The organism is Streptomyces sp. D2-8 (genome assembly GCF_023184515.1).
GTDB lineage: Bacteria > Actinomycetota > Actinomycetes > Streptomycetales > Streptomycetaceae > Streptomyces.
The window spans coordinates 1-19,752 of the sequence record NZ_JAAHBP010000014.1 but is presented as its reverse complement, the minus strand read 5'-3'; the positions used below and the strand labels follow the sequence as shown (position 1 = coordinate 19,752).

Annotated in this window: 17 protein-coding genes; 14 read left to right on the top strand and 3 right to left on the bottom strand. The window is 72.7% G+C overall.

All coding sequences use genetic code 11. The annotated features are described in order from the left end of the window. The first annotated feature begins 51 nt into the window (after positions 1–51). From ispG to G3I77_RS24070, 4 genes are all read left to right on the top strand, one after another. Positions 52–1,209, top strand: coding sequence for a flavodoxin-dependent (E)-4-hydroxy-3-methylbut-2-enyl-diphosphate synthase (gene ispG, locus G3I77_RS24085; RefSeq protein WP_030853172.1), 1,158 nt, complete (start codon positions 52–54; stop codon positions 1,207–1,209). A gap of 182 nt (positions 1,210–1,391) precedes the next feature. Beyond that, positions 1,392–2,240, top strand: a complete 849-nt coding sequence (locus G3I77_RS24080) for a GNAT family N-acetyltransferase (RefSeq protein ID WP_248507063.1) — start codon at positions 1,392–1,394, stop codon at positions 2,238–2,240. A gap of 118 nt (positions 2,241–2,358) precedes the next feature. Beyond that, on the top strand, positions 2,359–2,889 hold the full coding sequence (locus G3I77_RS24075) for a GNAT family N-acetyltransferase (RefSeq protein WP_248507059.1): 531 nt from the start codon (positions 2,359–2,361) through the stop codon (positions 2,887–2,889). 106 nt (positions 2,890–2,995) lie between these two features. Continuing rightward, a complete protein-coding gene (locus tag G3I77_RS24070; RefSeq protein ID WP_248507056.1) occupies positions 2,996–4,696 on the top strand; it encodes a proline--tRNA ligase in 1,701 nt (566 codons plus the stop codon). A gap of 45 nt (positions 4,697–4,741) precedes the next feature. Here G3I77_RS24070 and G3I77_RS24065 read toward each other — a convergent pair whose 3' ends face one another. From G3I77_RS24065 to G3I77_RS24055, 3 genes are read right to left on the bottom strand one after another with little or no spacing between them, the layout of a single operon-like run. Next, on the bottom strand, positions 4,742–5,641 hold the full coding sequence (locus G3I77_RS24065) for an aminoglycoside phosphotransferase family protein (RefSeq protein WP_248507053.1): 900 nt from the start codon (positions 5,639–5,641) through the stop codon (positions 4,742–4,744). Between the two features lie 48 nt (positions 5,642–5,689). Beyond that, positions 5,690–6,157, bottom strand: coding sequence for a ferritin-like domain-containing protein (locus tag G3I77_RS24060; protein WP_248507050.1), 468 nt, complete (start codon positions 6,155–6,157; stop codon positions 5,690–5,692). Next, entirely contained in the window at positions 6,154–6,696 is a 543-nt protein-coding gene (locus G3I77_RS24055; protein WP_248507049.1) for a hypothetical protein, read from the bottom strand. Before G3I77_RS24055 ends, G3I77_RS24060 begins: the two co-directional genes overlap by 4 nt. A gap of 206 nt (positions 6,697–6,902) precedes the next feature. On the opposite strand from G3I77_RS24055, the gene rimP reads away from it, so the two are divergent. From rimP to G3I77_RS24005, 10 genes are all read left to right on the top strand, one after another. Beyond that, positions 6,903–7,403, top strand: coding sequence for a ribosome maturation factor RimP (gene rimP, locus G3I77_RS24050; protein ID WP_248507047.1), 501 nt, complete (start codon positions 6,903–6,905; stop codon positions 7,401–7,403). A gap of 2 nt (positions 7,404–7,405) precedes the next feature. Next, entirely contained in the window at positions 7,406–8,404 is a 999-nt protein-coding gene (gene nusA, locus G3I77_RS24045; RefSeq protein ID WP_248507044.1) for a transcription termination factor NusA, read from the top strand. Positions 8,405–8,506: 102 nt separating this feature from the next. Then, positions 8,507–8,803 (top strand): YlxR family protein, encoded by a 297-nt coding sequence (locus tag G3I77_RS24040; RefSeq protein WP_248507041.1) that lies wholly within the window; start codon positions 8,507–8,509, stop codon positions 8,801–8,803. Between the two features lie 145 nt (positions 8,804–8,948). Further along, a complete protein-coding gene (gene infB / locus G3I77_RS40915; protein WP_248507038.1) occupies positions 8,949–12,080 on the top strand; it encodes a translation initiation factor IF-2 in 3,132 nt (1,043 codons plus the stop codon). Positions 12,081–12,233: 153 nt separating this feature from the next. After that, the gene (locus G3I77_RS24030; protein WP_248507035.1) at positions 12,234–12,527 is read left to right on the top strand and encodes a DUF503 domain-containing protein; all 294 of its coding nucleotides are present in this window, start codon (positions 12,234–12,236) and stop codon (positions 12,525–12,527) included. Between the two features lie 44 nt (positions 12,528–12,571). Further along, on the top strand, positions 12,572–13,021 hold the full coding sequence (rbfA, locus tag G3I77_RS24025) for a 30S ribosome-binding factor RbfA (RefSeq protein WP_248507033.1): 450 nt from the start codon (positions 12,572–12,574) through the stop codon (positions 13,019–13,021). Continuing rightward, complete coding sequence (gene truB / locus G3I77_RS24020) at positions 13,018–13,923, top strand: tRNA pseudouridine(55) synthase TruB (RefSeq protein ID WP_248507031.1); 906 nt, start codon at positions 13,018–13,020, stop codon at positions 13,921–13,923. The genes rbfA and truB overlap by 4 nt, the downstream gene beginning before the upstream one ends. Positions 13,924–14,185: 262 nt before the next feature. Continuing rightward, complete coding sequence (locus G3I77_RS24015) at positions 14,186–17,644, top strand: serine protease (protein ID WP_248507028.1); 3,459 nt, start codon at positions 14,186–14,188, stop codon at positions 17,642–17,644. 170 nt (positions 17,645–17,814) lie between these two features. Beyond that, positions 17,815–18,771, top strand: a complete 957-nt coding sequence (locus G3I77_RS24010; RefSeq protein WP_248507025.1) for a bifunctional riboflavin kinase/FAD synthetase — start codon at positions 17,815–17,817, stop codon at positions 18,769–18,771. Positions 18,772–18,823: 52 nt separating this feature from the next. Further along, positions 18,824–19,752: IS701 family transposase (locus tag G3I77_RS24005; RefSeq protein ID WP_248507022.1), on the top strand; the 929-nt coding region annotated here is incomplete at its 3' end.

Sequence of the window (19,752 nt, the reverse complement as noted above, 5' to 3'; positions counted from 1 at the left end):
CCGCTGCTCACGGGACCGGACCTTGATCCACGACTTGGGGTTGCACAGCAGATGACTGCGATTTCTCTCGGCATGCCGTCCGTTCCGACCAAGCTCGCCGAGCGCCGGAAGAGCCGCCAGATCCAGGTCGGATCCGTGGCCGTCGGCGGAGACGCCCCTGTCTCGGTGCAGTCGATGACCACGACGCGTACGTCGGACATCGGCGCGACCCTCCAGCAGATCGCCGAACTCACCGCGTCCGGCTGCCAGATCGTCCGCGTCGCCTGCCCCACGCAGGACGACGCCGACGCCCTCGCGACCATCGCCCGCAAGTCGCAGATCCCGGTCATCGCCGACATCCACTTCCAGCCGAAGTACGTGTTCGCGGCCATCGAGGCCGGCTGTGCGGCGGTCCGCGTCAACCCCGGCAACATCAAGCAGTTCGACGACAAGGTCAAGGAGATCGCCAAGGCGGCCCGGGACCACGGCACCCCGATCCGCATCGGCGTCAACGCCGGCTCCCTCGACCGGCGCCTCCTCCAGAAGTACGGCAAGGCGACCCCCGAGGCGCTCGTGGAGTCGGCCCTGTGGGAGGCGTCCCTCTTCGAGGAGCACGACTTCCGCGACATCAAGATCTCCGTCAAGCACAACGACCCGGTCGTCATGATCGAGGCGTACAAGCAGCTCGCCGCCCAGTGCGACTACCCGCTGCACCTCGGCGTCACGGAGGCGGGCCCGGCCTTCCAGGGCACGATCAAGTCGGCCGTCGCCTTCGGCGCCCTCCTCTCCCAGGGCATCGGCGACACGATCCGCGTCTCGCTCTCGGCGCCCCCCGCCGAGGAGGTCAAGGTCGGCATCCAGATCCTGGAGTCCCTGAACCTCAAGGAGCGCGGCCTGGAGATCGTCTCCTGCCCGTCCTGCGGCCGTGCCCAGGTCGATGTCTACAAGCTGGCCGAAGAGGTCACCGCCGGCCTCACCGGCATGGAGGTCCCGCTCCGCGTCGCCGTCATGGGCTGCGTCGTCAACGGCCCCGGCGAGGCCCGCGAGGCCGACCTCGGCGTCGCCTCCGGCAACGGCAAGGGCCAGATCTTCGTCAAGGGCGAGGTCATCAAGACCGTCCCCGAGTCCAAGATCGTGGAGACCCTCATCGAAGAGGCCATGAAGCTGGCCGAGCAGATGGAGAAGGACGGCGTGACCTCGGGCGAGCCGTCGGTGGCGGTCGCGGGCTGAGCCTTCCGGACTCGCCAGTGGGCCCGCGCCCCTCTTCCCAGGGGCGCGGGGAACCGCGCGACAAGCCGCGGGACACCCCGCAGCCGCCCGACAACAAGGACCCCGAGCTCCGAGGCGCCCGCCCGAGCAGCGCAGCTATAGTGCGGGGACCAGCCGCCCCCAGTGTGTGAGGCCCCCCGCACGTGTTGACCCAGACGACCTCACGGGTCCTCGAACCGAGCGACCTGGACGCCGCGCTCGCCGTCCTCGACCGCGAGCCGGTCGCGAACGCCTTCGTGACGTCCCGCGTGCGGATCGCCGGACTCGACCCGTGGCGGCTCGGCGGCGAGATGTGGGGCTGGTACGAGGACGGGATACTCACGTCCCTCTGCTACGCCGGCGCCAACCTGGTCCCGATCTGCGCCGGTCCGCGCGCTGTGCGCGCCTTCGCCGACCGCGCACGCCGGGCCGGCCGCCGCTGCTCCTCCATCGTCGGCCCCTCCGGCGCCACCTCCGACCTGTGGCGCCTGCTGGAACCCCAGTGGGGCCCGGCCCGAGAGGTCCGCCGCCACCAGCCGCTCATGGTCGCCGACCACCTCCCGGCCGACGTCACCCCGGACCCCTACGTCCGCCGCGTCCGCAAGGACGAGATGGAAACGATCATGCCGGCGTGTGTGGCGATGTTCACCGAGGAGGTCGGCGTCTCCCCGCTGGCCGGCGACGGCGGCCTGCTCTACCAGGCCCGCGTCGCCGAACTCGTCGGCTCCGGCCGCGCCTTCGCCCGCTTCGACGCGGACGGCAAGGTCGTCTTCAAGGCCGAGATCGGCGCCGCGACGGACCGCGCCTGCCAGATCCAGGGCGTGTGGGTGGCCCCCGAGTACCGGGGTACCGGCCTGGCGGCTCCCGGCATGGCGGCCGTCCTGCGCTACGCCCTGGCGGATGTGGCCCCGGTCGCCAGCCTCTACGTCAACGACTTCAACACGGCGGCGCGCAGGGCCTATCGACGCGTGGGCTTCCAGGAAGTCGGCGCCTTCATGAGCGTGCTGTTCTGAAGGCGCCCCAAAGGGGCGCGAGGCTGTATCCGATATGCGGCTCCGCCGCGTCGGCGCGCTCAGCCACATCCGTCCCGCACCCGGCAAGGAACGGGAACCCCCCTGTAGGCTCCCCGCCATGGACCTGGTGATCGGCCCACTCGACCTCTCCGCCCACGTGGATGAGGCCCTGGCCATCCAAGCCGTTGCCTTCGGCCTCGGCCCCGACGAAGTCGCCGTACGCCGCCAGATCGTCCTGCGCCACATGACCTACCCGGGCGCCCGCGCCCTCGGCGCCACGGCCGACGGCAACCTGGTCGGGTTCGTCTACGGCATGCCCAACGACCGCACCCACTGGTGGTCCACCGTCGTGGAGCCCTACCTCCGCGCCCAGCGCCACGACCACTGGCTCGACGACTCCTTCGTGATCACCGAACTGCACGTCCACCCCGCGTACCAGAACCGCGGCCTCGGACGCTCCCTGATCACCACGATCACCGACGGCGCCGCCGAACCCCGCTCGATCCTCTCCGCGATCGACACCGACAGCCCGGCCCGCGCCCTCTACCGCTCCCTCGGCTACCAGGACCTCGCCCGGCAGGTGCTCTTCCCCAGCGCGCCGAAGCCGTACGCCGTGATGGGCGCCACCCTGCCCCTGCGCCGCGGATAACCGATTTCCACCGCCGCGCACCCCCCGGATAACCTCCTGCCATCACCTTCCCCCACTCTCGGCTCCGCTCGAGCGGGGGACCCCCAGCAGCAGGAGCAGAGGAACCATGGCGAACGCACCGGTCCAGCGCATGTCCCAGTTGTTGGCGAAGACGTTGCGCGACGACCCGGCGGACGCCGAGGTCCTCAGCCACAAGCTCCTCGTCCGCGCCGGCTACGTACGCCGCACCGCCGCCGGCATCTGGAGCTGGCTGCCCCTCGGCAAGAAGGTGCTGGCCAACGTCGAGCGGATCGTCCGTGAGGAGATGGACGCCGTCGGCGCCCAGGAGGTCCTGCTCCCCGCGATCCTGCCGCGCGAGCCCTACGAGGCCACCGGCCGCTGGGAGGAGTACGGCCCCGAGCTGTTCCGCCTGCAGGACCGCAAGGGCGGCGACTACCTCCTCGGCCCCACCCACGAGGAGATCTTCACCCTCCTGGTGAAGGACCAGGCGTCCTCCTACAAGGACCTGCCGGTCATCCTCTACCAGATCCAGAACAAGTACCGCGACGAGGCCCGGCCCCGCGCCGGCATCCTGCGCGGCCGCGAGTTCCTGATGAAGGACTCCTACTCTTTCGACACCGAGGACGAGGGCCTCGCGAAGTCCTACGCCCTGCACCGCGAGGCCTACCAGAAGATCTTCGCGCGACTCGGCCTCGACTACCGCATCTGCGCCGCGACGGCCGGTGCGATGGGCGGCTCCAAGTCCGAGGAGTTCCTCGCCCCGGCCGAGGCCGGCGAGGACACCTTCGCCGACTGCCCGAACTGCGACTTCGCCGCCAACACCGAGGCCATCACGTACGAGTTGAAGCCCGTCGACGCCACGGACGTGCCGGCCGCCGAGGACATCCCGACCCCCGACACCCCGACCATCGAGACCCTCGCCGCCTCCCTCGGCGTCCCGGCCTCGGCCACGCTGAAGAACCTCCTCGTGAAGGTCGGCGGCGAGATCGTCGCCGTCGGCGTCCCCGGGGACCGCGAGGTCGACATCGACAAGGTCGAGGCGCACTTCGCCCCGGCCGCCGTCGAGCTGGTCACCGAGACGGACTTCACGGCCCGCCCCGACCTGGTCCGCGGCTACGTCGGACCCCAGGGCCTGGACAAGGTCACGTACATCGCCGACCCGCGGGTGGCCCCGGGCACGGCCTGGATCACCGGCGCCAACAAGGCCGGCACGCACACCAAGAACGTCGTCGCGGGCCGTGACTTCGAGGTGGACAGTTATGTCGACGTCGTCGTCGTGCAGGAGGGCGACCCCTGCCCGAAGTGCGGCACCGGCCTCGTCCTCGACCGCGCCATCGAGATCGGCCACATCTTCCAGCTGGGCCGCAAGTACGCCGACGCCCTCAAGCTCGACGTCCTCGGCCAGAACGGCAAGCCGGTCCGCGTCACCATGGGCTCCTACGGCATCGGCGTCTCCCGCGCGGTGGCCGCCCTCGCCGAGCAGAGCGCCGACGACAAGGGCCTGTGCTGGCCCGCCGAGGTCGCCCCGGCCGACGTCCACGTGGTCGCCGCCGGCAAGGCCCTCCAGACCGAGCTGGCCCTCGAGATCTCCGGGAAGCTGGCCGCGGCCGGTGTCCGCGTCCTGGTCGACGACCGCCCCGGCGTCTCCCCGGGCGTCAAGTTCACGGACTCCGAGCTGATCGGCGTACCGCAGATTTTGGTGGCAGGCCGGCGCGCGGCCGACGGCGTGGTGGAACTGAAGGACCGCCGCACCGGCGAGCGCGAGGAACTGACGGTCGAGGAGGCCGTCGCCCGCCTCACGGCGTAGGGCCGTCCACGGCGCCGCTGTGAGCGCTCCGGTCGCCCGGGGTGCTCACAGCCAGCCCGCGAACTCCAGCAGCAGCTCCGCATCCCGAGGCCGCCCGACCCGCCCCGCCCGCACGCCCGACTCCACGGCCCGGAACAGCGTCCAGCCCCGCAGCCGCTCCTGGTCCACGTCCAGGGACTCGGCGAGCCGCTTCACCCGGCGCCGGGTCGTGGCCGCGCCGGACGGCTGGGCGATCAGGTCCTCCACCCGGTCCCGGACCAGCCGGGCCAGATCGAAGGCGCACTCGCCGACCACCGGGTCGGGCCCCACGGCCAGCCACGGCATCCGCTCCCCGCCGAGCACCTTGCTCTGCCGGAACGTGCCGTGCAGCAGCCGGTGTTCGGGGGGCGCGGCCAGCAGTTCCTCGCGCGCAGCGAGCGCCAGGTCGACCAGCGGGGCCACCTCGGGATCGGCCTGCGCCCGTGCCCGCATCGCCTCGGCCTGCCGCCCGGTCCGCTCGGCCACGGTCTCGAAGGGGAAGTCGGCGGGCGGCTCCGCCCACAGCCGCCGCAGCGTCCCCGCCGCCTCCAGCAGCGCCTTCGCCTCCGGCAGCGACCGCACCGACACGTCCGGATGCAGCCGCTCCAGCAGCAGGACGCCCTCCGCGGTGAAGGGCTCGAGCAGCTGCACGGCACCCCGCCCGTCCCAGTGCGCGAGCGCGGCCCGCTCCGCCTCCGGGCGGGCCCGGCCGGGCGCCAGCTTGAGCACGGCGGGCGTCCCGTCGGCCGCCCGCACCAGCACGACCAGGCTGCTGCGCCCGCCGGGCACCTGCACCCGCTCCACGGTCAACTCGCGTAGCGCGACGGCCTGCTGCGCCGCCTCGGGCAGCTTCTCCAGCCAGTCGTCGCCGTCCGGCGCCGTCTCACCGAGCGCCCTGACCAGACGCTTCGGCGGTTCGAAAACCATGCGCGAGTCGTTCCCTTCGTGCTGTCCGCGGTGCGCGCCCTGCGCGGGTCACGCCGTCGGCGCCGCCGAGGGCGGGGCCGTGCCGGCCCGCTCGGTGAGCCCAGGGAAGGCTACGCTCTTGCCGCGACGCCAGCGCACCGCCCGCACCGCCGCCTCCCGCAGCGCCTCGGCGGCCAGGGCCCGCCGCCCGCCGCCCGACGCGCGCACCAGGTCGGCGTACACCCCGGCCACCCGGTCCTCCAGCTCGGCGGCGAGCCGCACGGCCGCCGCCGCGTCCGGCACCTGGAAGGGCAGGGCGTAACCGGCGGACGCGGCCACCGGCCGGCCCCCCAGATCCTTCACCTCGCGCACCAGCGCATCCCTGCGCGCCCGGTGCGCGTCGTACGCCGTGATCGCCTCGGTGCGCTGCCCGTCGCCGATCCTCCCGCCGACGACGCCGTAGCCGTACACCGCCGCGTGCTCGGCCGCCAGCGCCGCCTGCAGGGCCCGCAGCTCCCGGTCCTTCTCCTCGCTCACGCGTCACCCTCCGTCAGCAGATACACGTGCGCCGCCCCGGCCGCCGCGACCGACGCCAGCAGCCGCGCCAGCTCGCCCGGCGCCCCGCCCAGCGCCTTGGTCCGTCGGTCGGCGAGCTCCCGCTCCGCCGCGGCGAGCCCGGCGAGGGCGTCCTTGTCGTTCCCCGGCACAGCCGCGGACGGGGAGGGCGAGGCCGAAGAGGCTGCCGAAGGAGATGCGGACGGGGACGCCGAAGGCGATGCCTTCCGGCCACCGTCGAACGCCTGCGCATGCCGTACGACCTCCTCGCGCAGCGGCCGCAGCCGCCCCGCGAGCCCCGGCCGGGCGGCGATCACCGCGTCGTACCGCTCCACCAGCCCCTCACTGTCCCGGGCCGCACGCGCGCGTGCGGCCCGGTCGGCGGTCGACGACGCGTCACCGGCCGGGCGACCGGAGTCCCCGCCGGAGCAGCCCGTCAGGGCGAGGGCCGCCGGAGCGACGGCGAGCAGACTCCGTCTGCGCGGCCCGGAGCGGGCACGCGGCGATGAGGGGAAGGGCACGTCGGACGTCCTCGGGGGCTCGTTTCGAGACAGAAGCGACTGCAAGGGCTGCACGCCCGTGATCACGGTACCCGGGCCCCCGCCCGGCATCACTCAGCGGCACCGTTCGTGACCGGGTGGACGGCAACACTCCCCGCGACCGGATACCCTTTGACCAGACACGCGACCCAACCCACAACAGCACACGCGGCCGAGGAGTCACCCGGATGAGCACCACCCAGAGCGAGAGGCTGCGAGAACTGCTGGAGCCGCTCGTCACCTCCCAGGGCCTCGATCTCGAAGAGATCGAACTGGACTCCGTCGGACGCAAGCGTGTGCTGCGCGTCGTCGTCGACTCGGACACGGGCGCCGACCTGGACCAGATCGCCGATGTGAGCCGCGCGCTCTCGGCGAAGCTCGACGAGACGGACGCGATGGGCGAGGGCGAGTACACCCTCGAGGTCGGCACCCCGGGCGCGGAGCGCCCCCTCACGGAGCACCGGCACTACGTCCGCGCCACGGACCGGCTGGTGAAGTTCCAGCTGGCCGAGGGCGGCGAGCTGGTCGCCAGGATCCTGAAGGTCGACGACGAGGGACTCGACACCGAGGTGCCCGGAGTGAAGGGCCGCAAGGCCACCGCACGCAGACTCGCCTTCGACGACATCGTCCGGGCACGTGTCCAGGTCGAGTTCAGCCGCAAGGACAACAAGAAGGAAGAGGAGGCGTAGCCGTGGACATCGACATGAGCGCCCTGCGGGGCTTGGTGCGGGAGAAGGAGATCTCCTTCGACCTGCTGGTCGAGGCGATCGAGTCGGCCCTCCTCATCGCCTACCACCGCACCGAGGGAAGCCGCCGTCACGCGCGCGTGGAGCTCAACCGGCAGACCGGCCATGTGACCGTGTGGGCGAAGGAGGACCCCGACGACCTCGAGGAGGGCCAGGAGGCCCGCGAGTTCGACGACACCCCGTCCGGTTTCGGCCGTATCGCCGCCACCACGGCCAAGCAGGTCATCCTGCAGCGCCTGCGCGACGCCGAGGACGACGCGACGCTCGGCGAGTACGCCGGCCGCGAGGGCGACATCGTCACCGGCGTGGTCCAGCAGGGCCGCGACCCGAAGAACGTGCTCGTCGACATCGGCAAGCTCGAGGCCATCCTGCCGGTGCAGGAGCAGGTGCCGGGGGAGACCTACCCGCACGGCATGCGGCTGCGCAGCTACGTCGTCCGGGTCGCCAAGGGCGTCCGCGGCCCGTCCGTGACGCTGTCGCGCACGCACCCCAACCTGGTGAAGAAGCTCTTCGCCCTGGAGGTGCCGGAGATCGCCGACGGGTCGGTGGAGATCGCCGCGATCGCCCGTGAGGCCGGTCACCGCACCAAGATCGCCGTACGGTCCACCCGCTCCGGCCTGAACGCCAAGGGCGCCTGCATCGGCCCCATGGGCGGCCGCGTGCGCAACGTCATGGGCGAGCTGAACGGTGAGAAGATCGACATCGTCGACTGGTCGGAGGAGCCGGGCGAGATGGTGGCGAACGCACTGTCCCCGGCCCGGGTCTCCAAGGTGGAGATCGTGGACATGGCGACCCGGTCGGCCCGGGTGACCGTGCCCGACTACCAGCTGTCCCTGGCCATCGGCAAGGAAGGGCAGAACGCCCGTCTCGCGGCCCGGCTGACCGGCTGGCGGATCGACATCCGCCCGGACACGGAACCGGCCGGGAACAGCTCCGAGGAATAGATCCAAGCCGCGCGTCGTTCAGATCACGACAGGTTCATGCGCGGCAACTGTTCGAATCCCGCCCCAAAGGGGTGAGGCGCGTACGGGGAGGTAGACTTAACGGTGTCTGGCCGGACGCGCGCCCGCGCATGCCCTGAACGCACCTGTGTGGGGTGTCGGGAGCGAGCGGCCAAGGCCGAACTGTTGCGGATCGTAGCGATCAAGGACGCATGTGTTCCTGATCCACGCGGTACGCTGCCCGGCCGGGGTGCGTACGTTCACCCCGCACCGGTCTGTCTCGACCAGGCGGTACGCCGACGGGCGTTCCCGAGGGCACTGCGCGTCCCGGGACCGCTCGACACAAAGGCGTTGCGCCGATACGTCGAGCAGACAACAGTTGCCGAGCAGGCAACACGGTAAGACGTGCCGTACGGAACCCCGTGCGGCTAGGTACCTCGCGAGTCGAAAGCAGGTCGAGATTGCGATGAGCACTCGATGAGTACGCGATGAGTACGCCCATGAACTAGCGACGGTCCGGACGCAACCCGGACCTCAAAGGAGCGAAGTGGCTAAGGTCCGGGTCTACGAACTCGCCAAGGAGTTCGGTGTCGAGAGCAAGGTCGTCATGGCCAAGCTCCAGGAACTCGGTGAATTCGTCCGTTCGGCGTCTTCTACGATCGAAGCGCCTGTTGTACGCAAGCTGACGGACGCCCTCCAGCAGGGCAGCGGAGGCGGCAAGTCCGCCCCTGCCCGCAAGGCTGCCCCGGCTAAGCCGGGCGCCCCCTCTCCCGCGCAGGCTGCCCGTCCGGCCGCCCCGCGCCCGCCGGCCCCCAAGCCGGCCGCCGCCGAGAAGCCCGCGGCTCCCGCCGCGCCGGCCTCTCCCGGCCCCCGTCCCACCCCGGGCCCGAAGCCCGCGCCGCGGCCCGCCCCGGCGTCCCCGGCTCCGACCACGCCCGAGTTCACGGCGCCCCCGGCGGCTCCCGCCGCGCCGTCCTCGCCCCAGGGCTCCGGACCCGGACAGGGCTCCGGACAGGGCTCCGGCCCGCGTCCGGGCGCCCCGCGTCCGGCCGGCCAGGCGCCGCGTCCGGGTGCTCCGCGTCAGGGCGGTCCCGGCCAGGGCGGCCAGGGCCGTGGTGACCGTGGCGACCGTCCCGGCGCTCCGCGCCAGGGTGGCGGCGCCCCGCGTCCCGGTGCCCGTCCGGCGGGTCCCCGTCCGGGCAACAACCCGTTCACCTCTGGTGGCTCCACCGGCATGGCGCGCCCGCAGGCGCCCCGTCCGGGCGGTGCCCCGCGTCCGGGCGGCCCCGGTGCGCCCGGTGGCGCCCCGCGTCCGCAGGGCCAGGGCCAGGGCGGTCCCCGTCCGCAGGGTGCCGGCGGCGGTCCTCGTCCGCAGGCTCCGGGCGGCGCGCGTCCGACCCCGGGCGGCATGCCCCGCCCGCAGGGCGGCGGTCCGCGTCCCGGCGGCGGTCCCGGCGGTCCGCGTCCCAACCCCGGCATGATGCCGCAGCGTCCCGCTGCCGGCCCGCGTCCCGGTGGCGGTGGCCCCGGCGGCCGCGGTCCCGGTGGCGGCGGTCGTCCCGGTGGCGGCGGCGGTCGTCCGGGTGGCGGCGGCTTCGCCGGTCGTCCCGGTGGCGGCGGTGGCGGTTTCGCCGGTCGTCCCGGTGGTCCCGGTGGCGGTGGCGGCGGTTTCGCCGGTCGTCCCGGTGGTCCCGGTGGCGGTGGCCGTCCCGGCTTCGGTGGCCGTCCCGGCGGTCCCGGTGGCCGTGGTGGCACGCAGGGTGCCTTCGGCCGTCCCGGCGGTCCGGCGCGTCGTGGCCGCAAGTCGAAGCGGCAGCGCCGTCAGGAGTACGAGGCCATGCAGGCCCCGTCGGTCGGCGGTGTGATGCTGCCTCGCGGCAACGGCGAGACCGTTCGCCTGTCGCGCGGTGCCTCGCTCACCGACTTCGCGGAGAAGATCAACGCCAACCCGGCGTCGCTCGTCGCGGTCATGATGAACCTCGGCGAGATGGTCACGGCCACGCAGTCCGTCTCCGACGAGACGCTGCAGCTCCTCGCCGACGAGATGAACTACACGGTTCAGATCGTCAGCCCCGAGGAGGAGGACCGCGAGCTGCTCGAGTCCTTCGACATCGAGTTCGGCGAGGACGAGGGCGACGAGGAGGACCTGATGGTCCGCCCGCCGGTCGTCACCGTCATGGGTCACGTCGACCACGGTAAGACCCGGCTCCTCGACGCCATCCGCAAGACGAACGTCATCGCGGGCGAGGCCGGCGGCATCACCCAGCACATCGGTGCCTACCAGGTCGCGACCGAGGTCAACGAAGAAGAGCGCAAGATCACCTTCATCGACACCCCGGGTCACGAGGCGTTCACCGCCATGCGTGCCCGTGGTGCGAGGTCGACCGACATCGCGATCCTGGTCGTCGCGGCCAACGACGGCGTCATGCCGCAGACGGTCGAGGCGCTCAACCACGCCAAGGCGGCCGAGGTCCCGATCGTCGTCGCGGTCAACAAGATCGACGTCGAGGGTGCGGACCCGACCAAGGTGCGCGGTCAGCTGACCGAGTACGGCCTGGTGGCCGAGGAGTACGGCGGCGAGACGATGTTCGTCGACATCTCCGCCAAGCAGGGTCTGCACATCGACTCCCTGCTGGAGGCCGTCGTCCTCACCGCCGACGCCTCGCTCGACCTGCGGGCCAACCCGAACCAGGACGCGCAGGGCATCTCGATCGAGTCCCGTCTCGACCGCGGCCGTGGTGCCGTGTCGACGGTCCTCGTCCAGCGCGGCACGCTGCGGGTCGGCGACACCATGGTGGTCGGCGACGCGTACGGCCGAGTCCGGGCGATGCACGACGACAACGGCAACAGCGTTGCCGAGGCCGGTCCGTCGACGCCGGTTCAGGTCCTGGGCCTGACCAACGTCCCGGGTGCGGGCGACAACTTCCTGGTGGTCGACGAGGACCGTACGGCCCGTCAGATCGCCGAGAAGCGCGCCGCCCGTGAGCGCAACGCCGCGTTCGCCAAGCGCACGCGTCGTGTCTCGCTCGAGGACCTGGACAAGGTGCTCAAGGCCGGCGAGGTCCAGCAGCTGAACCTGATCATCAAGGGTGACGCTTCCGGATCCGTCGAGGCCCTCGAGTCCTCGCTGCTCCAGCTGGACGTCGGCGAAGAGGTCGACATCCGCGTCCTGCACCGCGGTGTCGGTGCGGTCACGGAGTCCGACATCGACCTGGCCATGGGCTCCGACGCCATCGTCATCGGCTTCAACGTGCGCGCCGCCGGGCGTGCGCAGCAGATGGCCGAGCGCGAGGGTGTCGACGTCCGGTACTACTCGGTCATCTACCAGGCGATCGAGGAGATCGAGGCGGCCCTCAAGGGCATGCTCAAGCCGGAGTACGAGGAGGTCGAGCTCGGTACGGCGGAGATCCGCGAGGTCTTCAAGTCGTCCAAGCTGGGCAACATCGCGGGTGTTCTCATCCGCTCCGGCGAGGTCAAGCGCAACACCAAGGCGCGCCTCATCCGCGACGGCAAGGTGGTCGCGGAGAGCCTCAACATCGAGGGTCTGCGTCGCTTCAAGGACGACGTCACCGAGATCCGCGAAGGGTTCGAGGGCGGTATCAACCTCGGCAACTTCAACGACATCAAGGTCGACGACGTCATCGCGACGTACGAGATGCGCGAGAAGCCGCGCGTCTGAGCGCTCGGGCTTCCGAGACGGTCCGGTCCGGGGCCGGTCGACGGAGAGTAATTTCCGTCGATCGGCCCCGGCCGTTCGTTGTACGGTTCTGATGTCCCTGCCACGCGGATGGCAGGGCCATCGATCCCGTACCGGCGGGTCATCCGGACACACATGTACGTGGGGACTCTGTCCTTCGACCTGCTCCTCGGCGACGTACGGTCGCTGAAGGAGAAGCGCTCCGTCGTCCGCCCCATCGTCGCCGAGCTCCAGCGCAAGTACGCGGTGAGCGCGGCCGAGGTGGACCATATGGACCTCCACCGTAGGGCCGTCCTCGGCCTCGCGTTGGTATCCGGCGATGCGGGGCACCTGAGCGACGTGCTCGACCGGTGCGAACGGCTGGTCGCCGGCCGCCCCGAGGTGGAGTTGCTGTCCGTCAGGCGGCGCTTCCACGGCGAAGACGACTGACGAACCGAGAACGAACCGGACAGGAAAGAACGGGAGACGGACCAGTGGCCGACAACGCGCGGGCTAAAAGGCTGGCGGACCTCATCCGAGAGGTGGTGGCCCAGAAGCTGCAGCGCGGGATCAAGGACCCGCGGCTCGGCTCGCACGTCACCATCACGGACACCCGGGTCACGGGTGACCTCAGGGAGGCGACCGTCTTCTACACGGTGTACGGGGACGACGAGGAGCGCGCGGCGGCCGCCGCCGGCCTGGAGAGCGCCAAGGGCATCCTGCGCTCCGAGGTCGGCCGGGCCGCCGGTGTGAAGTTCACGCCGACCCTGGCCTTCGTCATGGACGCCCTCCCGGACAACGCCCGTGCCATCGAGGACCTCCTCGACAAGGCGCGCGAGTCCGACGAGAAGGTGCGCGAGGCGTCCGCGGGCGCCAAGTACGCCGGCGACGCGGACCCGTACCGCAAGCCCGAGGACGACGAGACGGACGACAGCGCCGAATGACCCAGAAGCACACCACGCCCGACGGCCTTGTCATCGTCGACAAGCCGTCGGGCTTCACTTCGCACGACGTCGTCGCCAAGATGCGCGGCATCGCCAGAACGCGACGCGTCGGGCACGCCGGCACCCTCGACCCGATGGCCACGGGCGTCCTCGTCCTCGGCGTCGAGAAGGCCACCAAGCTCCTCGGCCACCTCGCGCTGACCGAGAAGGAGTACCTGGGCACGATCCGGCTCGGGCAGAACACCCTCACGGACGACGCCGAGGGGGAGCTCACCTCTTCCACGGACGCCTCCAAGGTCACCCGCGAGGCCATCGACGCCGGCATCGCCGAGCTGACCGGCGACATCATGCAGGTGCCGTCCAAGGTCAGCGCCATCAAGATCAACGGCGTGCGCTCCTACAAGCGGGCCCGGGAGGGCGAGGAGTTCGAGATCCCGGCCCGGCCCGTCACGGTCTCCTCCTTCGGCGTGTACGACGTCCGGGACGCCGTCGCCGACGACGGCACGGCCGTACTCGACCTGGTCGTCTCGGTCGTCTGCTCCTCGGGCACCTACATCCGGGCCCTGGCCCGCGACCTGGGCGCCGGTCTGGGCGTCGGCGGTCACCTCACCGCCCTGCGCCGCACCCGCGTCGGCCCCTACAAGCTGGACGCGGCCCGCACCCTGGACCAGCTCCAGAAGGAGCTGACCGTGATGCCGATCGCCGAGGCCGCCACGGCCGCGTTCCCCCGCTGGGACGTCGACGCCCGGCGGGCCAAGCTGCTCACCAACGGCGTCCGGCTGGAGATGCCCGACGCGTACGCGGGCTCCGGCCCGGTGGCCGTCTTCGATCCGGAGGGCCGTTTCCTCGCGCTCGTCGAGGAGCAGCGGGGCAAGGCCAAGAGCCTGGCCGTCTTCGCCTGACGGAGGAACCGGGGGACCAGGCGTCCGCCCGTGGAGCGGCGGCCACGGGGTACCTCCACTGCCGCCGCTCCACGGTCCCCCCTCGGTTCCCCCACCCCTAGGGTTATCCAGCCGCCCCCGTTCCTTCACCCGTCCGTGCGGGCGCTCGGAGTGAACCGGGGGAGCGGAAGGGGGCGCTTTCGCAGAGCGATCTGTCCCGCTGATCATTCCGCCCCTACGGTCGAACACGAGGGCACGGGTGTACGGCGGGGGAGGCTCGACGATGGCGTCGCGGAATCGGTCCCGGGAGACGGGCGACAGCCCACAGGACTCCCCGGACCTCCCCGGAACAGCAGGGCACGAGGACGGGGCGGTCCCGGGCGACGCCCTCGTCCGTATCCACGATCCTGCCGGCCGCCCCCGCGGCACCGGTTTCCTGGCCGACCACCACGGCACGCTGGTCACCAGCCACGAGGCCGTCGACGGTCTGCCCCGGCTCGTTCTGCACGGGGCCGGGGAACGCCGCCGGGTCGTCTCCGCAGACGCGGTCACCCCGCTGCCCGCGCTGGACCTGGCGCTCGTACGGACCGAGGGGCTCGGGGTGCCGCCGCTGCCCGTCACCGTGCGGGACGGGGCCGGAACCGGCGCCTATGTGCGGATCGCCGCCGGCGGCTGGCGCGAGGCGCGGGTGCTGGGCTCGACCTCGGTGACGTACGCGGCCACGGACCGCTTCCACCGCCTCGACGACGCGCTGGAGCTGGCGGTCGGCACGGCAGGGCGCGACGCGCTGCGGCCGGGTGGCGGAGCGGCCGGCGGCCCGGTGCTCGACGCCGGGACCGGCGCCGTCGTGGGGGTCCTCGGCACCGCGCTCAGCTCCGGCCACCGCGACGTCGGGTTCGCCGTACCGCTGTGTGCGCGGGTCGCCGGAGCGGCGGGCCCGCTCGCCGGACTGCTCGCCGAGAACGCCGCGACGGTCCCCGCCTACGGGGCCGATCTGAACCTCGCCGGGGTGCTGGAGCTGACCGGCACAGCGCTGGGACTGGACGGCCCGCCCGGCGGGACCGGTGTCCCGGAGCCGGTCGAACGGGCGGGTGCGGCAGCCGAGTTCGACGCGTTCGCGGCAGGCCGGGCGGCCGTCCTCGGACTCGTCGGGGCGCCCGGCAGCGGTCGTACGACGGAACTCGCGGCGTTCGCCGCGCGCCGCGCCCGCAGCGGGCATCCCACACTGTGGCTGCGCGGCTGCGAACTGCGGGACGACGACCTGTCGGTGGCGGACGCGGTACGCCGGGCGCTGACCCGGGCCGCCCCCGTCGTGGCCACCGCACGAACCCCGTTCCCCTCCTCCCCGTCGGTACCGGTCGGCCCGGGGGACCTGGGGGACACCACGCCCGAGCGCCTCGCCCGCCTTGCCGGTTCTCTCGGCCGGCCCCTGCTGCTCGTCCTGGACGGCCCCGAGGAGATGCCACCGGCGACGGCCCGCCGCCTGGCCGACTGGGCGGACGGGACCGTGCGGTGGCTCGGGGAGACGGGAGTGCGGCTGGTGGTGGCGTGCCGGCCGGAGTACTGGGAGGAGGTGTCCGGCAGGCTGCACCGTCCCGCGTGCGTACGGCTGGGCGACCTCGCCGGGGACGAGGCCCGGGAGGCCAGGCTGCGGCACGGCATCCCGGAGAACGCCCTCGTCGGCACCGACGCCCGGCACCCCCTCACCCTCCGCCTGTTCGCCGAGATCCGGGCCGAGCTCACCGACGCCCCCGGAACTCCGGCCGTGCTCGCCGCCCCCGTCTCCCGGGACGACGTCTTCGCCGCCTACCTGGACCTGATGTCCCTGCGCATCGCCACACGGCTGGCCGCCGGCAACGGCCTGCACGGCACGGCCGTACGCCGGCTGGCCGCCAGGGTCGCCGGGCAGGTGCACGAGGCCGCTCGGCGCAGCCTCGGCCCGGGGCTGGGAGACCTGGACCGGGAGGCGTTCGAGACGGTGTTCCCGTGGGGGCCCGCCCCGGCGCGGCTCGGCGGCTGCTCGGGCTGGGCGGCGGCCGTGCTCGCCGAGGGCCTCCTCGTGCCCGCCGGACCCGGCTACCGCTTCGCCCACGAGGGGCTCGCCGACTGGCTCCAGGGCACGCACCTCGACCTCGACGAGGCCCTGCACGCCCTCGTCCACCGTGGTGAGGACGCGCAGCCCGACCCCGTGCCGCACCACCGCATCGGGCCGGTCGTCCAGGGCCTGCTGTGCCTGGCCCGCCAGCACGGCGCCGGTCAGCTGGCCTCCCGCCTGGCGGACCTGGTGCACGCCCTGGACGCCGATCCGCGGTCCTGGTGGGCCGCCCGGCTGCTCGCCGGGACGCTGTCGGCCGTACCCGACGCGGCGCCGTACACGGAGGTGCTGCGGCTGCTCGCCGACCGGATCGTGGCCTGGCGGCGGCAGCAGCGACCCCTGCCGGAGGAGGTCGGGCCCGCCTTCTGGACCGGCGTACGGCTGCCTGAGGAGGCGCGCTGCGCTCTGCTGCGGCGGCTGGTCCACGCCGACGGTCCGCCGTGCGAGGCCGGGCCCCGATTCCTGGACGCCGTCGCCGGACTCCTCGCCGCCGACCCCACCGCCGTGCAGCCGCAGCTCGCCCGCTGGTTCGACGACGAGCGGCCACTGCCCGCCACCCCGCACGCGACCGTGGCCACGGCCGCGCAGGCGCTGCTGCACACCCACCGCCACGGTGCCCTGGACGATCTGACGGACGTGCTCGCCGACCGCGCGCACCGGCGGGCCGACGAGCTGCTCGCCGTACTGGCCGAGGAGGAGCCGTCGGCGGTGTGCCGGGCCGTCGACCGGTGGGCACGCGACAAGCGGCCCGCGCGGCGCAGCGCCGCGGTGGCGCACGGCCTGCGCGTCGCACCGCACGTGAGCACCGGAGGCGACCGCGCCCTCCTGCGCTACGCGGCCCTCACCCTGCTCGCCCGCCCGGCCGACCGCGCCCTGCACGGCGGCGCGCTCGCCCTCCTGGTCCAGGACCCCCACACCCGGACCCGCTACCTCCCGCGGGCGCTGGTGTACTTCGCGGCGGGCGACCCGCAGTTCTCGCCGGACGCACTGGCCGGGGCCCTCCTGACCGACCCCGAACCGGTCCTCGGGGCCTTCGCGGCCCGGCTGGAGCGGCCGGACGCGGAAGAGGCGCTGCGGGCACTCGCCGACGCCGCCCCGCCCGGTCTGGCCCGGCGGATCGCCGCCCTGGTGTGCCGGGCGGCGCAGCTGCGGCCGGAACTCGCCGGGCAGGTGGCCGCATACACCGACCAGCGGCTCGACCATGGCCCTACCGCCCGGCCCGTGCTCCTGCCACTGGTCACCGGACTGCTGGAGGACGGCCCCGTGCGGCTGCGCTGTGCCCTCGCCGGCGTCCTCACCCCGCCCGGCATCCCCGCCTCGCGTCCGCTGCGCCGCGACCTGCGCGACGCGCTCCTCGCCCGCGAGCACGACACCGACGTCCTGGACGCGCTGCTGCACGCCGCCGCCCGGAACGGCGGCGACGACCTGCGCGACCTCGTCCACCGCATCGGACTGCTCCTGGTGCGCACCCCGGAGGGCGCCACCCGTTTCGACCGCGCCCTGGTCGACCTGAGCCGGCATGTGCCCGGCTTCGCCGTCCGCGCCGCCGCCTGGCTGAGCGACGCGCCCGAGGAGTGGGCGGCGCTGGTCGGGCCCAGTTCCCACCGGATGATCGAGAACCTGGCTGGCGCGGGCGTCCCCGCGTGACCTGCCTCCCGCGCGCCGGGCCGCCGTACGGGGCCGTGCCCCCTGTCACAGCCCCCATGCCGGTGCGGGCAGGAGGCACCCGGCATGGCACCCTTAGACCTGCGCACGAGGCAACTACGAACAACCGACCGGACACGGGTTCGACGAGCTTTCGACAAGGAGCAGGCACAGTGCAGCGCTGGCGTGGCTTGGAGGACATCCCCCAGGACTGGGGGCGCAGCGTCGTCACCATCGGCTCCTACGACGGAGTGCACCGCGGGCACCAGCTGATCATCCGGCATGCCGTGGACCGCGCCCGGGAGCTGGGCGTGCCCGCCGTCGTCGTCACCTTCGACCCGCACCCCAGCGAGGTCGTCCGCCCCGGCAGCCACCCGCCGCTGCTCGCCCCGCACCACCGCCGCGCCGAACTCATGGCCGGCCTGGGCGTGGACGCGGTGCTCATCCTGCCCTTCACGACCGAGTTCTCGAAGCTGTCCCCGGCCGACTTCGTCGTCAAGGTCCTGGTCGACAAGCTGCACGCCAAGGCGGTCGTCGAGGGCCCCAACTTCCGCTTCGGCCACAAGGCCGCCGGGAACGTGGAGTTCCTGTCCACGCAGGGCAAGACCTACGACTTCGAGGTCGAGGTCGTCGACCTGTACGTGACCGGCGAGGCGGGCGGCGGCGAGCCGTTCTCCTCCACGCTGACGCGGCGGCTGGTCGCCGAGGGCGATGTCGAGGGCGCGGCGGAGATCCTGGGACGTCCGCACCGGGTGGAGGGCGTCGTCGTCCGGGGCGCCCAGCGCGGGCGCGAACTGGGCTTCCCGACCGCCAACGTCGAGACGCTGCCGCACACGGCCGTCCCGGCCGACGGCGTGTACGCCGGCTGGCTGCACGCCCAGGGCGAAGTGATGCCGGCCGCGATCTCCGTGGGGACGAACCCCCAGTTCGAGGGGACAGAGCGCACGGTGGAGGCCTACGCCATCGACCGGGTGGGGCTCGATCTGTACGGGCTGCATGTCGGGGTCGACTTCTTGGCGTTCGTGCGGGGGCAGGCGAAGTTCGAGACGCTGGACGCTCTGCTGGAGCAGATGGCCGAGGACGTCAAGCGCTGCCGCGAGCTGGTGGCGGCGGCCGAGCGGTCCGCCTAGTAGTGCTTCGTTACGTTGAGTGATCTCGGCTGGTCGTGGGTAGCTTCCTGGAGTGAGGTTGGGGGAAGTGGAGCGGCTCCGGGGTGAGTTGGCGGAGTTCGTTGCCGATGTGTTCGGGTCGTTTCCGCGGCGGGATCAGCGGCGGTGGGGCGAGTGTTATCTGCGGGGCCTGATGCTCGATGGCCGGCGCAAGTCGATCCAGCCGATGGCCGAGCGTCTGCCGGACGGGAACATGCAGGCCCTGCAGCAGTTCGTGAACCAGTCGCCGTGGGATCCGCTGCCGGTCAGGCAGCGGATCGCCGCGCGGCTGTCCGAGGTGATCACGCCTGAGGTGTGGGTGATCGACGATGTGTCGTTCCCCAAGTGCGGCAAGGCGTCGGTGGGGGTGGCCCGCCAGTATTGCGGAGCGGTCGGCAAGCGGGCGAACTGCCAGGTCGCGGTCAGTGTCCATGCCGCCACCGACACTGCCTCGTGCCCGTTGGAGTGGCAGTTGTATCTGCCGCGTGAGTGGACCGACGAGCCGGACCGATGCCGCAGGGCAGGAGTCCCCGACGGCGTGGTGCACCGGGAGAAGTGGCGTCTCGCGCTCGGTCTGCTGGACACACTCGCTCAGTGGCAGTTGAAGGCGCCGGTCGTGGTCGCCGACGCCGGCTACGGCGTCAGCACCCCGTTCCGGCTCGGTCTGCAGGAGCGAGGACTGTCCTATGTCCTGGCCCTGGCCGGGAAGGAAGTCGCCCACTCGGAGGATGTTGAGCCGCACCAGCCTGCTTACGGCGGGCTCGGACCGCCCACCCTTGCCCGCTACCGCACCTCACCGCGAGCCGTCTGCGTCCTCGCTGTGGAGGCGGGTGCGCAGCGGTTCACCGAGGTGACCTGGAGGCAGGGCAGCAAAGGCGCGATGACCTCACGGTTCGCGGTGCTGACAGTGCGGCCCGCGGGCAAGCAGTCCCTGGCCGCAGCGCAGGAGGCGGGCGGCGGCCG